17 protein-coding genes and 1 pseudogene are annotated in these 21,336 nt (G+C 72.9%); 6 read left to right on the top strand and 12 right to left on the bottom strand.

Annotated elements, in window-relative coordinates:
* From ABZU53_RS00765 to ABZU53_RS00750, 4 genes are all read right to left on the bottom strand, one after another.
* Positions 1–1,395: a DUF4331 domain-containing protein gene (locus ABZU53_RS00765; RefSeq protein WP_355063025.1), complete on the bottom strand. Its 1,395-nt coding sequence runs from the start codon at positions 1,393–1,395 to the stop codon at positions 1–3.
* A 50-nt stretch (positions 1,396–1,445) separates the two neighbouring features.
* Positions 1,446–1,724 (bottom strand): hypothetical protein, encoded by a 279-nt coding sequence (locus ABZU53_RS00760; protein ID WP_354854243.1) that lies wholly within the window; start codon positions 1,722–1,724, stop codon positions 1,446–1,448.
* A 163-nt stretch (positions 1,725–1,887) separates the two neighbouring features.
* Entirely contained in the window at positions 1,888–4,431 is a 2,544-nt protein-coding gene (locus tag ABZU53_RS00755) for a bifunctional FO biosynthesis protein CofGH (RefSeq protein ID WP_355063023.1), read from the bottom strand.
* Positions 4,432–4,665: 234 nt separating this feature from the next.
* The gene (locus ABZU53_RS00750) at positions 4,666–5,658 is read right to left on the bottom strand and encodes a hypothetical protein (protein ID WP_355063021.1); all 993 of its coding nucleotides are present in this window, start codon (positions 5,656–5,658) and stop codon (positions 4,666–4,668) included.
* 98 nt (positions 5,659–5,756) lie between these two features.
* On the opposite strand from ABZU53_RS00750, the gene cofD reads away from it, so the two are divergent.
* Complete coding sequence (cofD, locus tag ABZU53_RS00745; RefSeq protein ID WP_354854238.1) at positions 5,757–6,704, top strand: 2-phospho-L-lactate transferase; 948 nt, start codon at positions 5,757–5,759, stop codon at positions 6,702–6,704.
* Positions 6,701–7,789, top strand: a complete 1,089-nt coding sequence (locus ABZU53_RS00740; protein WP_355063019.1) for a coenzyme F420-0:L-glutamate ligase — start codon at positions 6,701–6,703, stop codon at positions 7,787–7,789. Before cofD ends, ABZU53_RS00740 begins: the two co-directional genes overlap by 4 nt.
* Before the next feature lie 19 nt (positions 7,790–7,808).
* Here the strand turns inward: ABZU53_RS00740 and ABZU53_RS00735 are convergent, their stop codons facing one another.
* Together ABZU53_RS00735 and ABZU53_RS00730 are read right to left on the bottom strand one after the other, a co-directional pair.
* Entirely contained in the window at positions 7,809–8,807 is a 999-nt protein-coding gene (locus tag ABZU53_RS00735; RefSeq protein ID WP_355063017.1) for a winged helix-turn-helix domain-containing protein, read from the bottom strand.
* 291 nt (positions 8,808–9,098) lie between these two features.
* A pseudogene (locus tag ABZU53_RS00730) lies at positions 9,099–9,509 on the bottom strand (hypothetical protein); the annotation flags it as partial.
* Positions 9,510–9,607: 98 nt separating this feature from the next.
* On the opposite strand from ABZU53_RS00730, the gene ABZU53_RS00725 reads away from it, so the two are divergent.
* Entirely contained in the window at positions 9,608–10,183 is a 576-nt protein-coding gene (locus tag ABZU53_RS00725; RefSeq protein ID WP_355063221.1) for an NUDIX hydrolase, read from the top strand.
* On the opposite strand, the gene ABZU53_RS00720 is transcribed toward ABZU53_RS00725, so the two are convergent.
* Positions 10,131–11,222, bottom strand: coding sequence for a sugar phosphate nucleotidyltransferase (locus tag ABZU53_RS00720; protein WP_354854232.1), 1,092 nt, complete (start codon positions 11,220–11,222; stop codon positions 10,131–10,133). The two genes, ABZU53_RS00725 and ABZU53_RS00720, sit on opposite strands and share 53 nt — an antisense overlap.
* Before the next feature lie 63 nt (positions 11,223–11,285).
* Positions 11,286–12,431, bottom strand: a complete 1,146-nt coding sequence (locus ABZU53_RS00715; RefSeq protein ID WP_354854230.1) for a glycosyltransferase family 1 protein — start codon at positions 12,429–12,431, stop codon at positions 11,286–11,288.
* A gap of 151 nt (positions 12,432–12,582) precedes the next feature.
* Between ABZU53_RS00715 and ABZU53_RS00710 the strand changes: the two genes are divergently transcribed.
* Positions 12,583–13,272 carry a TIGR03089 family protein gene (locus ABZU53_RS00710; protein WP_355063015.1) on the top strand — a complete coding sequence of 230 codons (690 nt, stop codon included), beginning with the start codon at positions 12,583–12,585 and terminating at the stop codon, positions 13,270–13,272.
* Between the two features lie 246 nt (positions 13,273–13,518).
* Here the strand turns inward: ABZU53_RS00710 and ABZU53_RS00705 are convergent, their stop codons facing one another.
* Both ABZU53_RS00705 and ABZU53_RS00700 read right to left on the bottom strand, forming a co-directional pair.
* Positions 13,519–15,528, bottom strand: coding sequence for an acetoacetate--CoA ligase (locus ABZU53_RS00705; RefSeq protein ID WP_355063013.1), 2,010 nt, complete (start codon positions 15,526–15,528; stop codon positions 13,519–13,521).
* A gap of 142 nt (positions 15,529–15,670) precedes the next feature.
* Positions 15,671–16,189: a hotdog domain-containing protein gene (locus tag ABZU53_RS00700; protein ID WP_328423667.1), complete on the bottom strand. Its 519-nt coding sequence runs from the start codon at positions 16,187–16,189 to the stop codon at positions 15,671–15,673.
* A 23-nt stretch (positions 16,190–16,212) separates the two neighbouring features.
* Here ABZU53_RS00700 and ABZU53_RS00695 point away from each other — a divergent pair, with 23 nt between their 5' ends.
* On the top strand, positions 16,213–16,878 hold the full coding sequence (locus ABZU53_RS00695) for a hypothetical protein (protein ID WP_355063011.1): 666 nt from the start codon (positions 16,213–16,215) through the stop codon (positions 16,876–16,878).
* A gap of 66 nt (positions 16,879–16,944) precedes the next feature.
* On the opposite strand, the gene ABZU53_RS00690 is transcribed toward ABZU53_RS00695, so the two are convergent.
* Both ABZU53_RS00690 and ABZU53_RS00685 read right to left on the bottom strand, forming a co-directional pair.
* Positions 16,945–18,225, bottom strand: coding sequence for a Bcr/CflA family efflux MFS transporter (locus tag ABZU53_RS00690; protein WP_355063009.1), 1,281 nt, complete (start codon positions 18,223–18,225; stop codon positions 16,945–16,947).
* A 183-nt stretch (positions 18,226–18,408) separates the two neighbouring features.
* Positions 18,409–19,578, bottom strand: a complete 1,170-nt coding sequence (locus ABZU53_RS00685) for an acyl-CoA dehydrogenase family protein (RefSeq protein ID WP_355063007.1) — start codon at positions 19,576–19,578, stop codon at positions 18,409–18,411.
* Positions 19,579–19,829: 251 nt separating this feature from the next.
* On the opposite strand from ABZU53_RS00685, the gene ABZU53_RS00680 reads away from it, so the two are divergent.
* Positions 19,830–21,257 (top strand): UDP-glucose/GDP-mannose dehydrogenase family protein, encoded by a 1,428-nt coding sequence (locus ABZU53_RS00680; protein WP_354854219.1) that lies wholly within the window; start codon positions 19,830–19,832, stop codon positions 21,255–21,257.
* The last annotated feature ends 79 nt before the right edge of the window (positions 21,258–21,336 follow it).

The raw sequence follows: 21,336 nt of genomic DNA, 5'->3' as shown, positions 1-21,336 counted from the left end.
TCAGGACGACGCCGGCGGGTTGTTGAACCCGTCGTACGGCGTACCGAGGTAGGGGAAGTTCGCGAGGAACGGGGCCGTCACGTCGGCGGCGCTCAACCCGGGGGTGACCGCGGCGGCCGCCGCGTCCGGGCGGAACGTCTTGTCGACCAGCGGGACGGTCACCCCGGCGATCGCCCGCAGCGCGATGCTGACCACGTCGTCGCCGACCCGCCGCCCGTTGGGGAAGCCGGCCAGGTCACCGCCGAGCACCCCGAACCGGTCCGGCCGGCGGGTCGGCGGGATCGCCGTGTTCAGCCGCAGCATGTCGGCCTGCACGTCACCGGTCGCGTTGGTGAAGCCCTCGATCAGCCCAGCCGGTACGCCGGTGAGCAGGATCGCCACCAGGTCGGCCCGGGCCTTCTTCGACTTGTTGAGCTTGTCCAGGTTGGGAAAGACGTCCGGGTAGAGGGCCGGCAGCAGCGCGGCCAGCTCGGGCCGCTCGACGAACTGCGCGAACCGCTTGTCCTCCGACGGTGGCAGCGAGTTCCACAGGTCCTTCTTGGACATCGGCACGATGACCTCGTTGAACAGCGGATTGCCCAGCCGGGAGACCTGGGTGAACGGGCCGGTGGAGGTGTCCTGCGCGACCCGGTCGCCGAGCACCCGGACCTGCCGGCGCGACGCCGACGTCCACACACCGAGCACCGACGCCGGGTCGCCCGCGCCGTACCGGCTGGCGCGGCGGCGCACCTGCTTCAGCGGCACCTGCACGGCGAGGCTGTGCACGTTCATCCGGTCGGTGGCGTTGACCGGCTCCCCCTCGGCCTTGAAGATCTTCTTCCCGGCGACGTGCAGCTGCTGGAACGGCCGCAGCGTGCCGAGGTCGAAGATCGCCCCCAGGTCGACGAAGAAGCCGTCCGCGCGCTGGCCGGCGAAGACCCGCTCCCCCGTCGACAGCGTGTAGGTGGCCTGCCGGACGAGGTCGGCGTACTTCGGGGTGGACAGCGGGCCGACGTTGCACGGCGGGCAGGGCAGCTTGTGCGCGAGCCGGTGCTCCCGGCCGTCGGTCACCCGGGTCAGGCTGTAGAACTGCCGGCGGTTCCAGTTCTTGCTGTCCAGCGAGTCGATCGGCCCGGTGTTGTAGAGGAAGCTGTTCGGGTTGGTGATCTCGGTGGTGAACTCGAACCGGTAGGTGACGTCGGGCTGACCGTCACCGTCGTTGTCGATGTGGATCTCGTAGCGCACGTCGTCGCCGAACTCGAAGAAGTTCGGCCCCCCGGACGGGAGCTGCAAGGGCACGTAGTTGGCGATCAACGTGACCGTGTCGGGCTTGTCGGGGCTGACGAACGCGTAAAGGTCGGAGCTGTCGGCGACCGGATCCTTGGCAATCTCCGGAGCCTCGCGGTGGGAAGACATGGCGGACCAACCTCACTGGGCGGGGACTGATGGCGGGCGGAGCGTGCGGGTCAGCGCCGGGCTGCGCGCCGCAGTCGGTCCGCCAGGCCGCGGTCGCGTACCTCGATCCGGGATTCACCGACGAAGACGTCCATCGTTCCGGACGCGGCGTCGCGCAGGTGCACGACGATCGGTTCGTCGTCCCGACCTGCCGCGCCCGGCGCGTTCTGCGCGGCCGACAGACCCGGCACGGTGAGTGCGGCGGCGCCGAGGGTGGCGCTGGCCGCGGCGGTCAACGTCTGCCGGCGGGTCAGTCGCGGCCAGGGCCGCTTCCGCTGATCACTGGTCATGGGCAACCTTTCCGGCGGCGGCGCGTACGCGCCCGCGGTGACGGACGGGTCCGGTGCCGTCGAGGTGACGCCGCCGGGCCCCTGAGGGAACACCGGCGGCGGTCCTCGCCGCGACCGCCGCCGGCACCGCTTGGTACGGCCGACGGCGGGAAAAGGTTCGACTTCAGCGCGGAGCGTGACCGTACGCAGTCGATCGCTTGCGCGCCGGACGACCGGCGGCCTTCGCGATGGCCCGCAACTGCTCCTCGGTACGCGCCGACCCGTTGCCGGAGCCGGCCATCCGGGAGATGGTCTCCTCCATCAGCGTGCCGCCCAGGTCGTTGCAGCCACCCTGGAGCATCGCCACGGTGCCCTCGTCGCCGAGCTTCACCCAGGAACACTGGATGTTGTCGATCCGGCCGTGCAGCAGCAGCCGCGACATGGCGTGCACCACCCGGTTCTCCCGCCAGGTCGGCCCCGGGCGGGCGATGCCGGCCAGGTAGATCGGCGCGTTGGTGTGCACGAACGGCAGCGCCACGAACTCGGTGAACCCGCCGGTGCGGTCCTGCACGCCGGCCAGCACCCGGAAGTGCGCCAGCCACTGCCCGGGGTGGTCGACGTGGCCGTACATCATGGTGGAGCTGGACCGGATGCCCAGCTCGTGGGCCGTGCTGACCACCTCGACCCAGGCGGCGGCCGGCAGTTTGCCTTTGGTGAGCACCCAGCGCACGTCGTCGTCGAGGATCTCGGCGGCGGTGCCCGGGATGGTGTCCAGCCCCGCCTCGCGCAGCTGGGTCAGCCATTCGCGCACCGGCACACCGGCCTTCGCGGCGGCGGTGACGATCTCCATCGGGGAGAACGCGTGCACGTGCATCTCCGGCACGCGGGCCTTGATCGCGCGCACGATGTCGGCGTACCCGGTGACCGGCATCTTCGGGTCGATGCCGCCCTGGAGGCACACCTCGCTGGCACCGGCCGCCCACGCCTGCTCGGCCCGGTCGGCGACCTGGTCGACGGAGAGCCGGTACGCGTCGGCGTCCCGCTCACGCTGGGCGAACGCGCAGAACCGGCAGCCCACGTAGCAGACGTTGCTGAAGTTGATGTTGCGGTTGACCACGTAGGTGACGTCGTCGCCGACCGCGTCGCGGCGTACGTCGTCGGCGAGCCGGCACAGCTCGTCCAGCGCCGGCCCGTCCGCGCCGAACAGCGCCAGCGCCGCGTCGGTGTGCCGGGGATCGAGCAGGGCCGCCGGGTCGTCGGCCGCCAGCCGCAGCCCGGCCGCCAGGTCACGGTCCGCACCACTGCCGGCCAGCGCCGGGGGTACGCCCGCTCGCTGCGCCGCCGCCTCGGGGGTGACCTTGCCGGCGACCTCGGACCAGTCGCCGTAGACGCTGTCGAAGTCGCCGCGCCGGTCGTCGGTGCGGCCGGTGGTGTCGATGGTGGCGTGCAGGTCGGTGCGCCCGCCGAACGTCTCCTCCGGCTCCTGCCAGGGGCGCCCCTGCGGGAGGGCCGACTCGACCGCCATGCCGGTCGCCGGGTCGGCGAGGGCGTTCACGTGGGGCAGCAGCCGCGGGTCGAGCCACGGGTCACCGGCGCGCACGTACTCCGGGTAGATGGTCAACCGCTCCCGCAGCGTGAACCCGGCCAGCTCGGTGTGCCGGGCCAACTCCTCGATCTGCGGCCACGGGCGTTCCGGGTTGACGTGGTCCGGGGTGAGCGGGGAGACGCCGCCCCAGTCGTCGATGCCGGCGCGCAGCAGCAGGGCGTACTCGCCGGCGATGAGGTTCGGCGGGGCCTGGATGCGGGCCTTCGGGCCGAGCAGCAGTCGGGCCACCGCCACCGTGGCGGCCAGGTCGTGCAGTTCCGCGTCGGGCATGCCGCGCATCGCCGTGTCCGGCTTGGCGCGGAAGTTCTGCACGATCACCTCCTGGAGGTGGCCGTACTCCCGGTGCGCGCGGCGGATCGCGAACAGCGCGTCCACCCGCTCGGCCGGGGTCTCCCCGATGCCGATGAGGATGCCGGTGGTGAACGGCACCCCGACCCGTCCCGCGTCGTCGAGCACCCGCAGCCGGACCGCGGGCTCCTTGTCCGGCGACCCGTAGTGCGGGCCGCCCGGCTCGGACCACAACCGGGTCGCGGTGGTCTCCAGCATCATGCCCATGCTCGGGGCGACGGGCTTGAGCCGTTGCAGCTCCGACCAGGACAGCACGCCCGGGTTGAGGTGCGGCAGCAGGCCCGTCTCCTCCAGCACGGCCACCGCGCAGGCGCGCAGATAGTCCAGAGTGGAGTCGTAGCCGCGCTCGTCGAGCCAGCTCCGGGCCGCCGGCCAGCGCTCCTCCGGCCGGTCACCGAGGGTGAACAGGGCCTCCTTGCAGCCCTGGGCGGCACCGGCCCGGGCGATGGCCAGCACCTCGTCGCGGTCCAGGAACGGCGCCGGCAGCCGGTGCGGCACCGTGGCGAACGTGCAGTAGTGGCAACGGTCCCGGCAGAGCCGGGTCAGCGGAATGAAGACCTTCTTCGAGTACGTGACCACGCCCGGCCGCCCGGCGTCACGCAGCCCGGCGTCGCGGATCCCACCGGCGGTCCGGAGCAGCTCGTCGAGCGCGTCGCCACGGGCGGCGAGCAGCGCGGTCGCCTCGTCGACGTCCAGCGCGCGCCCGGTCGCGGCCCGGCCCAGGGCCCGCCGCACGCTCGCCTCGCTCGGACCGGAGTGGGTGCGATCAACCATCCACTCAGCCTATGCGCAGCACGAGCCCGAGCCACCAGACCCGGCCCGCAGCGTGGGAAACCGCACCCCATGATCACTTGATGCGTCGGTGGAGGGGCGGGCACCCCCCGCGGGTCCTTTGCTCTGCTTCAACCTACGCAACACCGCGCGTCCGATATTCGGACGCCGGGCGTTGCCTCGGTTGAAGCAGAGCAAAGGAGGACCCGAACATCACCAGCCCGGAGGGCTGGCGGCTCAGCGGGTCTGGTCGGGGTGCTCGCCCGGGTTGATGTGCTGGGTGCGGTCGGCGTCGGGGCCGGCCGGGCGCGGGATGGCCTGGGTGGGGTCGGCCGACGCCGGCTCGGCGGACTGGCGCGGGATCGTCTGGGTCGGGTCGGCCGACGGCGGCTGCCCGAACGGCGGCGCGGGCGGCGCCGACTGCGGGGCCGGGTTGGCCGGGGGCGCGGACTGCGGGAACGGCGGCGCGGACTGCGGAGCGGCCTGGAACGGCGGCGCGGACTGCGGGTGCGGCGGCGCGGACTGCGGGGCCTGGAACGGCGGCGACGGCTGGCCGTACTGGCCGGGGAACTGCGCCGGCGGGTAACCGCCCTGCTGGCCGGCCTGCGGGTAACCGCCCGGCTGGCCGGGAGCGGGCCATCCGCCCTGCGGCTGGCCACCGGGCTGACCCGGAGCCGGCCAACCGCCCTGCTGCTGCGGCCAACCCGGCTGCGGCTGGCCGTAGACGCCCGGCTGCGGCTTCGGCTTGGGCACGTAGTAGAACGCCCGCCAGATCGTGAAGACCACCCAGGCGGCCACCGCGAAGATCACCAGCCAGGCGAACCGGGTGAGGAGGCCGAGCAACGCGTCGAGGATCTCGGCCTCGGCGAGGCGGCCCACCGTCCAGATCAGCATGGTGAGGGTGCCGAGCACCGCGCTGACCGCGTACTCACCCAGCGCCACCTGCGTGATCAGCTTCGCCTTCGGCAGCACCGGCGCGACGTGGGTGGCCAGCAGGACGGCCAGCAGCGGCAGCGCCACCGACTCCACCCCGATGAACGAGAAGAACTGATCGCCCGCTCGGTCGGTGAAACCGCGGTAGTCGTTCGGGGTGAGCAGCCGGAGCAGCCCCACGAAGAGGAACACGGCGTTGGCGCCGAGCAGGGCGAGCGCACCCAGTTCGCGCAGTGGCTTGGTCAGCTGGCGGGCCTGCGTCGCGTCGGCGGACGCGGGCTCGGCGGGGCTGGTCACGAACTCCCCCTCGGGGCATGGACGGACAGGGCGCACGTGAGCCTAGTCTCCCCGGCCACCGGCGGACCGGAGGCGTCGCGTACGCGAGGATGGTCGACATGCGCATCGTGGTTCTGGCCGGCGGCATCGGCGGCGCCCGGTTCCTGCTCGGCGTCCGGGCGTACGCCCGCGAGGTCGGCGCCGAGGTGACCGCCGTGGTCAACGTCGGCGACGACCTGTGGCTGCACGGGTTGAAGATCTGTCCCGACCTGGACAGCGTCATGTACACCCTCGGTGGCGGCGCCGACCCCGAGCGGGGCTGGGGCCGGGTCGGCGAGAGCTGGACGGTCAAGGAGGAGCTGGCCGCGTACGGGGCGGAGCCGACCTGGTTCGGCCTTGGCGACAAGGACATCGCCACCCACCTGGTGCGCAGCACCATGCTCAACGGCGGCTACCCGCTGAGCGCCGTCACCGAGGCGTTGTCGACGCGGTGGCAGCCCGGCGTACGCCTGCTGCCGGCGACCGACGACCGGCTGGAGACCCATGCGGTCGTCGACGGTGACGAGGGCCAGCGGGCGATCCACTTCCAGGAGTGGTGGGTGCGGTACCGGGCCGACATCCCCACCCACCGTTTCGTCTTCGTCGGCGCGGAGACGGCGACGCCGGCACCCGGGGTGCGGGAGGCGATCGGCGCGGCCGACCTGGTGTTGATCGCGCCGAGCAACCCGGTGGTGAGCATCGCGCCGGTGCTGGCCGTACCGGGGATGCGCGAGGCGGTGACCGACGGTCCGGCGCCGGTGGTGGGTGTCTCGCCGATCATCGGCGGCGCCCCGGTCCGGGGAATGGCCGACCGCTGTCTCGCCGTGCTCGGGGTCGAGTGCAGCGCGGCCGGGGTGGGCCGGCTCTACGGCCCTCGGGCGGCGGGTGGGCTGCTGGACGGCTGGCTGGTGGACGAGGAGGACGCCGACACGCTGGTGCCGGAGGTGACGGTCCGCGCGATGCCGCTGCGGATGACCGACGAGGCGGCGACGGCGGCGATGGTCCGCGCCGCGGTGGAGTTGACGTGAGGCTGGAGATCCTGCCGGTGCTGGGCATCGGCCATGTGACCGAGGGTGACGACCTGGCGGCGCTGATCGCCACCGCCGCGCCGTGGCTGCGCGACGGCGACGTGCTGGTGGTGACCAGCAAGATCGTCTCGAAGGCGGAGGGGCGGCTGGTCGACGTCCCGGCGGACGGGCCGGAGCGGCTCGCCGCGCGCGAGGAGGTGCTGGCCGGCGAGACCGCCCGGGTGGTGGCCAGCCGGGGGCCGACCCGGATCGTGCAGACCCACCACGGCTTCGTGATGGCCTCCGCCGGGATCGACGCGTCGAACGTCGACAAGACCCGGCTGGTGCTGTTGCCGGTGGATCCGGACGCGTCGGCCCGGGAGCTGCGCGCCGCGCTCCGGGAACGGTACGACCTGGATGTCGCCGTGATCATCAGCGACACCATGGGCCGGCCCTGGCGCAACGGGCTGACCGACGTGGCGCTCGGGGTGGCCGGGATGCCGGCCATCCGCGACCATCGGGGCGAGGTGGACCCGTACGGCAACGAGCTGCAACTGACCCAGATGGCGGTGGTGGACGAGCTGGCGGGCGCCGGTGAGTTGATCAAGGGCAAGTGTGACCAGGTCCCCGTGGCCGTGGTGCGCGGCTACCTCGCGGCCACCCGCGCGGACGACTCCGACGGCGCGCGGGCGCTCATCCGTGATGCCGCGCAGGACCTGTTCTCGCTGGGCACCGCTGAGGCTCGGGCGTCCGGGCTGGCCGAGGCCGCGACCCTCGCCGAGGCGATCGGCCCCGAGCCGGCCGAGCCGGCCGCGGTGCGACGGGCGCTCGACGCGGTCGCCGAGGTGGTCACCCCCGGCACGGTCTTCACCCTGGTCGACGAGGCGGAGGTACGCGCCGGCCTGGTCGCCGAGGTGCCGGGCTGGCCGGCCGACGCCAGCGCGCTGGTGCTCGGCACCGCGCCGGCGCCGGTCGACCCGATGGACCTGGTCCGATTCGGCGCCGACCTGCACCGGCTGCGCGTCGCCCTGACCGCCGAGGGTGTCCGGTCGACGCTGCTGCCTCCGCCGGCCGGCAGCCCGGCCAGCGCCGCACTCGCCCTGTGACCCCACGGCCGGGCCAGACTCACGCGTCCAGGACGGCCCGGCCCAGCGGGGTCAGCGTGTGCAGCACGGTGTTGCGGTCGCGGTGACTGACGAGCAGGCCGGCGTTGCGCAGCACGGTGGCGTGCTGGCTGGCCGCCGCCGGTGAGATGTTGAGCCGGCGGGCCACCTCGCCCGTGGTGCAGCCGTCGTGGCTGGCCTCCAGCACCGCAGCCCTGGTCCGGCCGAGCAGCGCGGCCAGCGAGTCGCGGCCGGCGCTCGACGCGGCCAACGCGTCGCCGTCGGTCGCGGCGATCCCGCCCAGCCGGTCCACCGGATAGACCAGCACCGGCGGCAGCGCCGGGTCGAGCAGGGCGACCGGGGTGCCCGCGCAGAAGAACGACGGCACCAACAGCAGCCCTCGACCGTCCAGGTGCAGCTCCCGGCTGTGCGGGTAGTCGCGCACCTCGAGCACCCCGCTGTCCCAGCGCATGCGCGGGCGGAGGCTGGCCAACAGCCCTTCGACGCCGCCGTCGAGCAGGGCCCGCGCGCGGAGGGTGCGGTCCGCCGCCACCGCCGACTGGATCCGGCTCCAGTACGGGCCGATCGCGAGCGACCGGTACTGCTCCATGGACTCCGCGAGGTGGCGCAGCATCGCCCCGTCACCGCGGGCCAGCGCGGTGGCGGAGGCCGGCAGTTGGTTCTCGGCGGCCAGCAGGTTCAGATCCCGCTGGAGCAGCTGGGTCGGCGTGCTGCGAACCGCTTCCAGCCCCGCCTCGAAACCCTCGACGCTGGCGTACGGGGTGAGGAAGTCGGGGAAGTAGCCGCGCGGCGGGTTCAGGGCGAAGAGCAGTCGGAGCTGGTCGGAGGCGGCGTCCTGGCGCAGACCGCGAGTCACGGTGCGCCGCCAGGTCGACGTCAACGGATCGCGGTTGCGGCCCTGCAACACGTGCAGGCTGAGGACCAGCTCCCAGACCGGGTCGGCCGCCGGCGCCACCCGGGTCCGGAGAATGTCCTCGCCGGAAAAGTGGATCTTCAGCATGGAGCGCTCCCGTGTCGCCGGCAGAGGGATGCCGGGCGACCGTTCGACTCTACCCGGCCGGCAGTTATCTCCATCTTTAAGCCTGGGCTGAAAAACCTCGACGTCCCCGGGGCCAGTTAGGCATGCTTCCAGTGCCCGAGCACGGCACCGACACGTCATGGACGTAACCGGCGCCGGGGCACCGGGGACCGGGGAGGGACCGGTGATCGGGCGGCACCACGAGGGTCTGCGGCCCTTGCTCCGCAGAGGTGCCGTCCGGTCATCCCATCGCTGCGGAAACGCCTGCCCCGCTCAGCCGACCCAGAGCGCGACCCGATGGTCCTCGTCCGTGACGTAGAACGGCCGTCCGTCCAGCTCGGCCAGCCCCTCGACGTGGTGAAACGGCGCCAGGTCGGCTACCGGCTCCCCGACCAGTCGGCACGAGTCGCCCGTCCGCCCCGCCGGGAACCGGAACCGCACGTGCCGGGACGTGACCGCGCCCCCGCCCGGATGGTCGTCGAGCAGCACCGATCCCTTGCCCAGCGCGTCGATCGAGCCGATCACTGCCGCGTACCCGCCGTCCGGCGTCGGCGCGATCGCCCGGAAGCCGGTCAGCTCGCCCGGCGGGGTCACCCCGGTCACCGCGTACGCCCCCAGCGCCCGGGGCCACACCGGCTCCGCGGCGAACATGCCCGGCACCCCGGACACCTCCACCAGGATCGGCTAGCGTACGGAGGGCACGCTCGTACAGTGACGGGGTGCCTGACACCGCGCTCACCGGACCCGCCGTCGACCCCACCGATCCCGCGTCGTACGCGACGCTGCACGCCGACGCCGTCGCGCTGCTGCAGGGCTGGCAGCCGACCAGCCCGGCGGCGGCCGACGCGCGGGACCGGACCCTCGCGCTGCTCGCCGCCGGCCCGGTCGCGATGAGCCGGCAGCACCGCCCCGGCCATGTCACCGCGAGCGCGCTGGTGCTGGACCCGACCGGCGCACGGGTGCTGCTCTGCCTGCACGCCAAGTTCGGCCGCTGGGTGCAGCTCGGCGGGCACTGCGAACCGGTCGACCAGACCCTGGTCGGGGCAGCGCTGCGCGAGGCCACCGAGGAGTCCGGCATCGACGGGCTGCGCATCGATCCGGTGCCGATCGACATCGACGTGCACGAGGTGCTCTGCCAGGGCGGGTCGCGCCACTACGACGTCCGGTTCGCCGTGGTCGCCCCGCCCGGCGCCGTCGAGCAGGTCAGCGACGAGGCCGAGGAGCTGGGATGGTTCCCGCCCGATCGGCTGCCCGAGCCGCTGGCCGGCGGGACGGCGCAACTCGTCGAGCCGGCCCTCGCGGCCCTCAGACGTAGCCCTCTTCGCCCCGCTCCTTCAGCTCGTCGACGAGGAGCTTGACGTCCTGGGCCCGTTCACGCGGGCAGACCAGCACCGCGTCCGGAGTGTCCACCACGATCAGGTCGCGCACACCGAGGACCGCCACCAACCGGCCCGACTGCGGCACCACCACCAGATTGGCGGTGTCCCGCAGGAGCACGCCCGGCTTGGCGTCGGTGCCGAGCACCACGTTGCCCGCGTCGTCGGCGGGCAGCACGTCACCCAGGGTGTGGAAGTCACCGACGTCGTTCCAGCCAAAATCGCCCGGCACCGTGGCGACCCGACCCGCGGTGGCCGCGCCCTCCATCACCGCGTAGTCGACGGAGATCTTCGGCAGCGTCGGCCAGACCGTGCCGAGCACGTCGTCCTGCTCAGGGGTGCCCCAGGCGGTGGCGATCGCGGTGACCCCCGCGTGCAGCGCCGGCTGCTGGCGGGCCAACTCGGCGAGGAACACGTCCACCCGCCAGACGAACATGCTCGCGTTCCACAGGTGCCGGCCCGAGCGGACGTACGCCTCGGCGACCTCGGCGGCCGGCTTCTCCTTGAACTCGGCCACCTGGCGCCACGGCGTGCCCTCGGTCTCGTCGCCGGTCTCCAGGTAGCCGTAGCCGGTCTCCGGCCGGGTCGGGGTGATCCCGACCGTCATCAGCATGCCCTGCTCGGCCCCCCGGACCGCCTCCCGCACCGTGCGCACCCAGCTGTCCGGGTCGCGGATCAGGTGGTCGGCCGCGAAGCTCCCCATGACCGCGTCCGGGTCACGCTGCGCGATCACCGCCGCGGCCAGCGCGATCGCCGCGCAGGAATCCCGGGGGGACGGCTCGACCAGGATGTTCTCCTCCGGCAGCCCGGTCAGCTGCCGGGCGACCGCCGCGACGTGCGCGGCGCCGGTGACCACGAGGGTCCGATCCGGTGTGGTCAGCGGCGCGAGCCGCTCCACGGTCGCCTGGAGCAGCGAGGCGCTGGTACCGGTCAGCGGGTGGAGGAACTTGGGGTGGCCGGCGCGGGACAACGGCCACAACCTTGTGCCGCTGCCACCTGCCGGGATGACCGCATAAAGCATCCGCACATCATGCCCGACGCATCCGCCCGCAGTGGCACGGGTCACCACGAGAGGCCCGAAGGGTTACGACCGGGCGCGACTCCAGGCGGCGATGTGCACCTCGGCGCTGGACTCCCAGGTGAACTCCTTGGCCCGGTCGAAGCCCGCCTTCGCCAGCGACAACCGGCGCTGCTCGTCGTCGAGCAGGGCGGCCAGGTCGGTGGCGATCTGGCCCGGGTCCTCCGAGGTGTACGCCACGGCGTCGCCGCCCACCTCCGGCAGCGAGAGCCGGGGGGTGGTCAGCACCGGGGCGGCGCACGCCATCGCCTCCAGGATCGGCAGGCCGAACCCCTCGCCGTACGACGGGTATGCCGCGACCAGCGCGCCACCGAGGAAGCCGGGCAGGTCGGCGTAGCGCAGGTAGCCGGGGCGCAGCAGCCGCAGGTGGGACGGGACCTCGGCCACCGCCCGGTCGATGTCGTCGTCGTGCCCCTGCCCACCGGCGATCACCAGGGCCGGCGGGTCGACCCGGTCGGCCACCGCGCGGGCCCAGCCGCGGATCAGGTTGGGCACGTTCTTGCGCGGCTCCTTGGCGCCGAGGAAGGCCACGTACGTGCTGTTGCCCAGCCCCAGCCGGGCGCGCACGCGGGCCTTCTCCTCCTCGCTGGGCGCGTGGAAGGCGTCGTGGTCGACACCGTGGTAGGCCACGTCGATACGGGTCGGGTCGGCGTCGAGCAGCCGGATCAGCTCGTCGCGGGTGGCCTTGCTGGGCACGATCACCCGGTTGGCGCGGCGCATCGAGGTCTTGATGGCGCTGCGGAAGAACGTGCGGCGGGACTTGTCGTAGTGCTCCGGCTCGGTGAAGAACGTCGCGTCGTGCACGGTGACCGTGACGGGGCACCCGGCCCGCAGCGGGCAGGTGTAGAAGGGCGAGTGCAGCACGTGCGCGCCGACCTGCTGGGCGAGCAGCGGCAGGCCGGTCTGCTCCCAGGCGAGCCGGGCCGGGCGGTGCGCCACGGCGGCCGGAGCGGGGATGATCTCCGCGCCGGGCAGCATCCGGGTGTAACGCTCCAGGTCGGTGCGGAGGCTCACCACGGCCAACTCCACCCCCGACCCGCACACCTTGCCGAGGGCACCGAGCAGACCGTCGACGTATCGACCGACGCCACCACGGTCGGCGGGGACACTCGTGGCGTCGATGAGCACGCGGGGCGGGCGACCGGCGGTCACGGGGCGACTCCTTGAGGGTGGGTCTGTGGGGAACAACACTCCGGGGTAAAGCCTACGCCGGAGTACGGGGCCGACGCTGACTGCGACCCGACGGTACGCCGACTTGTCATCGTCATCGAGTACGGGCGGCGGAGGCGTATCGTTCGCGCCGATGGCCGACAACATTGCCCGGGTGTTCGCCGACGCGATCGCGACCGACCCGACCCGACCGCTGCTGACCTGGTACGACGACTCCACCGGCGACCGCACCGAACTCTCCGGCGCGACCCTGGCGAACTGGGTGTCGAAGACCGCCAACCTCCTCGTCGACGAGGTCGGCCTCGCGCCGGGCACAGCGGCCGGCGTGCTGCTCCCCCCGCACTGGCAGACCGCCGCCGTCCTGCTGGGCTGCTGGGCTGCCAAGGTGACCGTCGCCGACACCCCGGGCGCGGTGGACGTTCTCTTCGCCGCCGCCGACCGGCTCGACGAAGCACAGTCCTGGCCCGCCGACGAGCGGTACGTCCTGGGCCTCGCCCCGCTCGCCGTCCCGCTGCGGCAGGTGCCGCCCGGCTTCGCCGACTACGTGGTCGAGATACGCGGGCACGGCGACCACTTCACCCCGCAGTCCGGTCCCGGCCCCGCCGACGCGCACCTGCTGGCCCGCGCCGAGGCCCGCGCCGACGAGCTGGGCATCGAGCGTGGGGCACGTGTCCTGGTCGACGCCAGCCGCTACCCGGATCCGGTCGACTGGCTCCTGGCCCCGCTGACCCGGGCCGCCACAGTCGTCCTGTGCGCCAACCTGGCCCCGGCCAACCTCCCCACCCGCCTGACCACGGAGAAGGTCACGCACGCTCTCCCGTGACCCACCCGCCGGCGCCCCGGTGGCGCGGCAGCGCGGCACCACGGGGATCCCCGTGGTGGGCGCCCGGCACGGCCAAGGGCCGGTGGGTACGCGCCCGTCCTTTGCTCTGCTTCAACCGGCGCAACAGAAAGCGGCCCGGACTGTTGCGTCCGCGTAAGCAGAGCAAAGGACGCGTATGCCGGGGCACACCCCAGTCACCACCATGCGCTCCGACGGGGCGGAGACGAGTCGCCACGCGGCCAACTGTCAGGCGGGCGTCCTGTTCGCAGGGCGGCGTTGGGCCAGGGCGGCGAACGCGGTAAGCGACTCCGGGTTCACCAGTGCGCCCTTGGCCGCGGCCTGGTCGACCGGGGTGCCGGTGAGGATCTTCTTGACCGGCACCTCCAGCTTCTTCGCCGAGAGGGTGCGGGGCACGGCGCGTACCTGGTGGATCTCGTCGGGCACGTGCCGGGGTGAGAGGGCGGTCCGCAGCTCGCGGCAGATCTTCTTTCGCAGCGCGTCGTCCAGCGTCAGCCCGTCGGCCAGCACCACGAAGAGCAGCAGCTCACCGGCGCCGCCCTCGTCGTCCTCCAGGTGCACCACCACCGAGTCGACGACCTCGTCGAGGCCCTCGACCACCGAGTAGAACTCGGCGGTGCCGAGCCGCACCCCGCCACGGTTGAGGGTGGCGTCGGAGCGCCCGGTGATCACGCAGCCGCCCCGGGAGTTGATGGTGATCCAGTCACCGTGCCGCCAGACGCCCGGGTAGACGGAGAAGTACGCCTCGGCGTAACGGGTGCCGTCCGGGTCGTTCCAGAAGCCCACCGGCATGCTCGGCATCGGCTCGGTGATCACCAGCTCGCCCAGCTCGCCGATCACCGGGGTGCCGTCGGCCGAGCGGGCCTCCACCTTGGCGCCCAGCGCGCGGCAGGCGATCTCACCGGCGTACACCGGCAGCAGCGGCACCCCGCCGACGAAGCCCGTGCACACGTCGGTGCCGCCCGACAGCGACTGGAGCTGCACCTGGTCGCCGACGGTCTCGTACACCCATTTGAAGCCCTCGGCGGGCAGCGGCGCACCGGTGGAACCGACACCGCGCAGCGCGGACAGGTCGGCGACCTCGCGGGGCACCAGGCCGGCCTTGCGGCAGGCCAGCAGGAACGGCGCCGAGGTGCCGAAGTACGTGGTGTTGGTCTCGGCCGCCAGCCGCCACAGCGCGCCGAGGTCGGGCTCGGCCGGCTGGCCGGGCTCCGCCCGGACCCCCGGGTTGCCGTCGAACAGCACGATGGCCGCGCCCACCGCCGGCCCGGAGACCAGGAAGTTCCACATCATCCAGCCGGTGGTGGTGAACCAGAAGAAGCGGTCGGCCGGGCCGAGGTCGTGGTGCAGGGCGAGCATCTTCAGGTGTTCCAGCAGGATGCCGCCGTGGCCGTGCACGATCGGCTTCGGCAGGCCGGTGGTGCCCGAGGAGTAGAGCACGTACAGCGGGTGGTCGAACGGCACCGGCGTGAACGTCGACGGCTCGTCGGTGGGCGCGGCCAGCTCCGCCCAGCTCAGCGCGCCCTCGGGCGCGGAGCCCGTCGGGTCGAGGTAGCCGATGCTCACGGTGTGGCGCAGCGACGGCAGGGCCGCCCGGATCGCGGCGACCTCGGCGCGGCGGTCCACCGGCTTGTCGCCGTAGCGGTAGCCGTCCACGGCGACCAGCACGGTCGGCTCGATCTGCTGCCACCGGTCGGTGACGCTGCGCGTGCCGAACTCCGGCGCGCAGGACGAGAAGATGGCCCCCAGGCTGGCGGTGGCCAGCAGCAGGACGTACGTCTCGGGAATGTTGGGGGCGTACGCCGCCACCCGGTCCCCGGCGGTGACGCCGAGGCGGCGCAGACCGGCAGACACCCGGCGGACCTGCTCGCGCAGCTCCCCGGCGGTGAGGGTGACCGGCCCCCGGGTCTGGCCGTGCGCGATGACCACGGGGTCGTCGTCGGCGCGGCCCGGCATCCGCAGCACGTTCTCGGCGTAGTTGAGGGTGGCGCCCGGGAACCAGCGGGCCCCGGGCATCCCCCGCTCGGCCAGGGTGGCGGTCGGCGGGGTGTGCGCGATCACCTCGAAGTGGTCCCAGATCGAGCGCCAGAACGCGTCCAGGTCGGTGACCGACCACCGCCACAGCGCGTCGTAGTCGGCGAAGTCCAGCCCGCGGTGCTCCCGCAGCCAGCGCAGGTAGTCGCCGATCCGGGACCGCTCCAGCACGTCCGCCGGCGGCGTCCACAGCACGTCACCCACTGCTCCACCCTCCCCTGGCCCCGCACGACACTGTGAATGGGCCGTGGCGCCATCTTGCCCTACCTCGAAGCGCCATTCTGCGCACCGGGTACGCCGATCGACGCGTGCCCGGCCCACACTCCAGCCCACCCACCCATGTGGTTCAGCCCGCCCGGTGCGCCTGGATGGCCCGGCGGCGGGCCAGGCGGTGTGCACGCCGGATCTCGGCCTCCCGGTACCGGCGCTCGTCCTCCGGCGTCTCCGGCAGCACCGGACGGACCATGCGCGGCGCACCGCCGACGTCCACCCCGACGAAGACCAGGTACGCCGTGGCCACCCGCACCGGCGCGTCCTCGGCCGAGTCCCACCGCTCGGCGACCACCCGCACGCCCACCTCCATCGACGTCTGCCCGGTCCAGTTCACCTGGGCGTGCGCGTGCACCAGGTCACCGACCCGCACGGCCTCGGAGAAGACGATCTCGTCGATCGCCGCGGTGACCGCCGTTCCGCCGCTGTGCCGGGCGGCGGCGGCGCCCGCCACGTCGTCGACGAACTTCATCAGGACCCCGCCGTGGACGGTTCCGTAGAGGTTCACGTCCACCGCAGTCATGATCTTGCTGAGGGTGACGCGCGAGTACGACGTCGGCTTGCCGGTCGGAGCGGCGGAGAGGTGCTCGGTCATGCCGGAAACGGTACGGTGCGCGGATGCGACATCTCTGGAGCTTCCTCGCCGGGTTGGTGGTGGCACCCATCACGTGGGCGCTTGTCACACTCGGGCAGGACGGGTCGAGCCGGACGGTCGACCGCTGGGTGGAGATCGGCACCTTCAACACCGCCAACCTGATCGAGCCGGCCGTGTACCTCGGTGTCGGCGGTGTCCTGCTCGGGCTGCTCGGCACACTGCGCTTCTCACCGGCGGGCCCGCTGGTGGCCGGGCTGCTGCTGGTCACCCCGTACGTCGGGATGTTCGTGGCGCCGTTCGAGGTGCGCGACGCGATCCCGCAGGGGTGGAAGGTGTTCGGTGACCCGCTGCCGCTGGCGCTGCCGGTGCAGAACGGCACGCTCTTCCTGATCGGCCTGCTGCTGCTCATGGCGACGTTCAGCGGTCAACGCTGGCGGCAGTGGCCGCAGGCCGCCACCGCGCCGGCCCTGACGCCGGCGCCGGCCGACGGCCCGCGCGGCGACGACTTCACCCTCACCGACTGGCCGTCGCCCGAGCCCGCGGAGCGCGACACCGCCCCGCTGACCCTGGGTTACCCGGCCGATCCGACGCCGACCGAGCCGCTGCCCCGCCGGGTGGGCGGCGAATCGCCGTGGTCCGCCCCGCCGCGCGGCCAGTCGCGCCCCGAGGACACCACCGAGATCCGTTGATCGTCGGGCGGGCCGGCAGGCCCGGCCCGCCCGACCAGACCCGCTGCGCGAGGGGCGCGAGTCGCGCTAGTGCACGGCGACGGCCAGGTCCGGGTCGACCGCGCCGAGGGTGGCGCGGGGCACGACCAGGACCATGACCGCCAGCGCCGCCGCCATGCCGCCCGCGATGACGACCGCCATCGGTACGCTCCCCGTGCCGAACAGGCCGGCCAGGGGCGCCGACAACGCGCCGACGCCGAACTGCACGGCCCCGAGCAGCGCCGCGGCTGTGCCGGCGGCCTCGCTGTGCCGGCTCATGGCCAGCGCCGGAGCGTTCGGCAGGGCCAGGCCCGCCGCGGCCAGCACGAGCCACAGCGACGCGAGCAGGGTGCCAAGGCCACCGACGCCGGTGGCGGCGAACACGACCAGCAGCAGCCCGGCGGCCGTTCCGGCGATCAGCGCGCTGATGAGGATCTGCTGCGGGGTGTAGCGCCGCAGCAGCCGGATGTTGAACTGGGTGGCGCCGATCAGGCCGACGGCACCGGCCCCGAAGGCCAGGCCGAACTGCTGCTCGTCGAGGCCGTACTCCCGCTGGAGCACGAAGGACGACCCGGAGACGTACGCGAACAGCGACGCCATGGCCAGCCCGGCGACCAGCACCAGACCGACGAAGGCCCGGTCGTTGAGCAGCCCCCGGTAGTCGCGCAGGGTCGCCGCCACTCCGCCGTGCCGGCGGCGTGCCACCGCGAGGGTCTCCGGAAGCTGCAACGCCGCGATGACGATCAGCAACGCGCCCAGCACGGCCAGCGCCGCGAAGACGCCCCGCCACTCGGTCCAGCGCAGCAGCCCGCTGCCCAGCGTCGGCGCGAGGATCGGCGCCAGCCCCATGACCAGCATCAACCGGGAGAAGATCCGCGCGAACGAGGCGCCGCTGAACAGGTCGCGGACGACGGCCGTGGCGACCACGGTGGCGGCCGCCACGCCGAGGCCCTGCAGGACGCGCAGCACGCCGAGCACGGCGATGTTGGGCGCGAAGACGCACAGCACGGAGGCCACGATGTGCACGGCGAGCCCGGCGAGCAGCGGCAGACGCCGCCCGACCACGTCGGAGAGCGGCCCGATCAGCAACTGGCCCAGCGCGAGGCCGAGCAGCGTGCCGGTCAGCGTCAACTGCACGGCCGTCTCGGTGGTCTGCAGGCCGGCCGTGATGGCGGGCAGCGCCGGCAGGTACATGTCGATGGTCAGGGGGCCGATCGCGATCAACGCGCCGAGCACCAGCACGAGCCGCGCCCGCTGGCGGTTGGTCATCAGGTCGCCGGGCAGCACATCCTGCTCGGGGGCGGTCTTCTCCACCAGCTGCTTCATCATCTCGATCTCTCTGCGGAGGGTCGTGCGTCGTGGGGCGAGCGGTGGGGGATCGTGTTCGGTGATTCTCACTTGGCGACAACGTCGCAGACCCCTGTGACATCGCCACTGTGTGGGGGCTCACGCAGACGACGACAGCCCCACCGCCGGCGGGCGGTGGGGCTGTCGGGGTCGATCAGGCGGCGGTCAGACGACGCCGGCCAGCAACTGCCGGGCCATGACGATGCGCTGCACCTGGTTGGTGCCCTCGTAGATCTGGGTGATCTTGGCGTCGCGCATCATCCGCTCGACCGGGTAGTCGCGGGTGTAGCCGTAGCCGCCGAGCAGCTGCACCGCGTCGGTGGTGATCTCCATGGCGGCGTCGGAGGCGAAGCACTTGGCCGCCGCGCCGAAGTAGGTCAGGTCGGCGTCGCCCCGCTCGGACTTGCCGGCGGCGGCGTACGTGAGCTGCCGCGCCGCCTCCAGCTTCATGCCCATGTCGGCGAGCATGAACTGGATGCCCTGGAACTCGGCGACCGCCTTGCCGAACTGGCGGCGCTCGGCCACGTACCCCTTGGCGTAGTCGAGCGCGCCCTGCGCGATCCCGACGGCCTGCGCGGCGATGGTGACCCGGGTGTGGTCCAGGGTCTTCATGGCGGTGGCGAAGCCGGTGCCCTCCGCGCCGATCATCCGTTCGGCGGGGATTCGCACGTTGTCCAGGTAGACCTCGCGGGTCGGCGAGCCCTTGATGCCGAGCTTCTTCTCCGGAGCGCCGAAGCTCACCCCGGCGTCGGACTTCTCGACCACGAAGGCCGAGATGCCCCGGGAGCGGGCGGCGGGGTCGGTGACGGCGAAGACGGTGTAGAACTCGGAGACGCCGGCGTTGGTGATCCACCGCTTCACGCCGTTGAGCACCCAGTGATCCCCGTCACGCACCGCCCGGGTCGTCATCGACGCCGCGTCGCTGCCCGCCTCCGGCTCGGAGAGGCAGTACGAGAACATGGCGTCGCCCGCCGCGACCGGGGTCAGGTAGCGGCGCTTGAGCTCCTCGGAACCGGACAGCAGCAGCGGCATCGTGCCGAGCTTGTTCACCGCCGGGATCAGCGACGAGGACGCGCAGGCGCGCGCCACCTCCTCGATCACGATGGCGGTGGCCAGCGCGTCCGCGCCCGCGCCGCCGTACTCCTCGGGGATGTGCGGCGCGTGGAAATCGGCTGCCCGCAGCGCGTCGTAGGACGCCTTCGGGAACTCCCCGGTCTCGTCGGCCTCGGCGGCGTGCGGAGCCACCTTGGCGGCACAGACCTCACGGACCGCCTGCCGGATCGCCTCATGCTCCTCGGGCAACCGGTAGACGTCGAACGACTCCCCTGCGGCCATGTCGGCCCCTCCCCTTCACCGCTATCATGCGCAGTCTGTGGCCTCCCCTGACCGCCGACCGCGCAGACTGAAGGATAGCGACTGCAGTTCAGGTGATGTTACCGGCGCGTAGGTATGGGCATGACGGAGCACCCGCGCCGCTGGGCGATGATGGAAGGCAGACAGTTGAGCCACCCCTCCGGTGCCCGGCCAGGCGCCGCAGCAGAATGCGACGCGACGACGCGCCGCCAGTGCGAGCGGAGAAGACAGGCGTGACGATCCCCTACCCCACCATCCAGCCGACCCCCGCCATCGCCGCGGTGACGCCGCCTTCGGGCGCGCCTCGGCCGCGGGTGACATTCCTGGGGACCGGCTACCTCGGTGCGACGTACGCCATCTGCTACGCGGAACTCGGGTACGAGGTGCTCGGGTTCGACGTCGACGCGGACAAGATCGCGATGTTGAACGCCGGCGAGGTGCCGATCCACGAGCCCGGCCTGGACGAGCTGCTCAAGCGCAACCTGGCCGCCGGTCGGCTGCGGTTCTCGACCGACATCGCCGAGACCGCCGAGTTCGGCGACGTGCACTTCATCTGCGTCGGCACCCCGCAGCGGGCCGACGGGATGGGCGCCGACCTGTCGTACGTCGAGGCGTCGGTGACCAGCCTCGCGCAGCACCTGACCCGCAAGGCGCTGATCGTCGGCAAGTCCACCGTGCCGGTGGGCACCGCCGACTGGGTCGAGCAGCTGGTCGGTAAGCACACCCCCGGCGACCTGGGCGTCGAGGTGGCGTGGAGCCCCGAGTTCCTCCAGGAGGGCTTCGCCGTCGACGACGTGCTGCGCCCCAACCGGATCGTGGTCGGCGTGAAGAGCGAGTGGGCCAACGGCATGCTCTACGCCGCGCACAAGGGCGTCTTCGACCTGGCCGCCACCGAGGACCGCGAGGTGCCCCTGGTGGTCACCGACTTCGCGACGGCCGAGCTGGTCAAGGTCGCGGCGAACGCGTTCCTGGCCACGAAGATCTCCTTCATCAACGCCATGGCCGAGGTCTGCGAGGCCAGCGGCGGCGACGTCACCCAGCTGGCCCGCGCGATCGGGTACGACCCCCGGATCGGCAACCGGTTCCTCCAGGCCGGCCTCGGCTTCGGTGGCGCCTGCCTGCCGAAGGACATCCGCGCCTTCCAGGCCCGCGCGCAGGAGCTGGGGGCCGGTGAGGCGCTGCGCTTCCTGCACGAGGTCGACCTGATCAATCTGCGCCGCCGGACCCGCGTGCTCCAGCTCGCGGCGGACCTGCTCGGCCGCCGCTCCGGGCCGGCCGGCCCGGACTTCTCCGGCACCCGGATCGCCGTGCTGGGCGCGACCTTCAAGCCCAACACCGACGACGTCCGCGACGCCCCGGCGCTCGCCGTCGCCGCGCTCCTGCAGAAGGCCGGCGCCGACGTGCACGTGTACGACCCGCAGGGCACCGAGAACGCCCGCCGCGCGGTGCCCGAGCTGACCTACGAGGCCGGCATCAACGAGGCGGTCGCCGGCGCCGACCTGGTCTGCGTCCTCACCGAGTGGGCGGACTTCCGCAACGCCGACCCGGTCGCCCTGGGCGAGCTGGTCGGCGGTCGCAAGGTCGTCGACGGGCGCAACTGTCTCGACTCGGCACTGTGGACCCAGGCCGGCTGGGAGTACCGGGGCATGGGCCGCCCCTGACGGTTCGCCACTCACCGGCCGGTCGCGAAGCACTCTGCGCGGCCGGCCGGTGATGTTGTTTGCCCCGGACCCGCCGACA

The organism is Micromonospora sp. NPDC005194, from assembly GCF_040608335.1.
In the GTDB taxonomy this organism is placed as follows: Bacteria; Actinomycetota; Actinomycetes; order Mycobacteriales; family Micromonosporaceae; genus Micromonospora.
The sequence above is the reverse complement of the archived record's forward strand: the minus strand, read 5'-3'. Positions and strand labels throughout refer to the sequence as shown.

What these genes read in the sequence shown, in the direction of transcription:
- ABZU53_RS00765 (WP_355063025.1), bottom strand. Translation starts at nt 1,395, where the DNA reads ATGTCTTCCCACCGCGAGGCTCCGGAGATTGCCAAGGATCCGGTCGCC.
- ABZU53_RS00760 (WP_354854243.1), bottom strand. Translation starts at nt 1,724, where the DNA reads ATGACCAGTGATCAGCGGAAGCGGCCCTGGCCGCGACTGACCCGCCGG.
- ABZU53_RS00755 (WP_355063023.1), bottom strand. Translation starts at nt 4,431, where the DNA reads ATGGTTGATCGCACCCACTCCGGTCCGAGCGAGGCGAGCGTGCGGCGG.
- cofD (WP_354854238.1), top strand. Translation starts at nt 5,757, where the DNA reads ATGCGCATCGTGGTTCTGGCCGGCGGCATCGGCGGCGCCCGGTTCCTG.
- ABZU53_RS00735 (WP_355063017.1), bottom strand. Translation starts at nt 8,807, where the DNA reads ATGCTGAAGATCCACTTTTCCGGCGAGGACATTCTCCGGACCCGGGTG.
- ABZU53_RS00720 (WP_354854232.1), bottom strand. Translation starts at nt 11,222, where the DNA reads ATGCTTTATGCGGTCATCCCGGCAGGTGGCAGCGGCACAAGGTTGTGG.
- ABZU53_RS00710 (WP_355063015.1), top strand. Translation starts at nt 12,583, where the DNA reads ATGGCCGACAACATTGCCCGGGTGTTCGCCGACGCGATCGCGACCGAC.
- ABZU53_RS00700 (WP_328423667.1), bottom strand. Translation starts at nt 16,189, where the DNA reads ATGACCGAGCACCTCTCCGCCGCTCCGACCGGCAAGCCGACGTCGTAC.
- ABZU53_RS00695 (WP_355063011.1), top strand. Translation starts at nt 16,213, where the DNA reads ATGCGACATCTCTGGAGCTTCCTCGCCGGGTTGGTGGTGGCACCCATC.
- ABZU53_RS00690 (WP_355063009.1), bottom strand. Translation starts at nt 18,225, where the DNA reads ATGATGAAGCAGCTGGTGGAGAAGACCGCCCCCGAGCAGGATGTGCTG.
- ABZU53_RS00685 (WP_355063007.1), bottom strand. Translation starts at nt 19,578, where the DNA reads ATGGCCGCAGGGGAGTCGTTCGACGTCTACCGGTTGCCCGAGGAGCAT.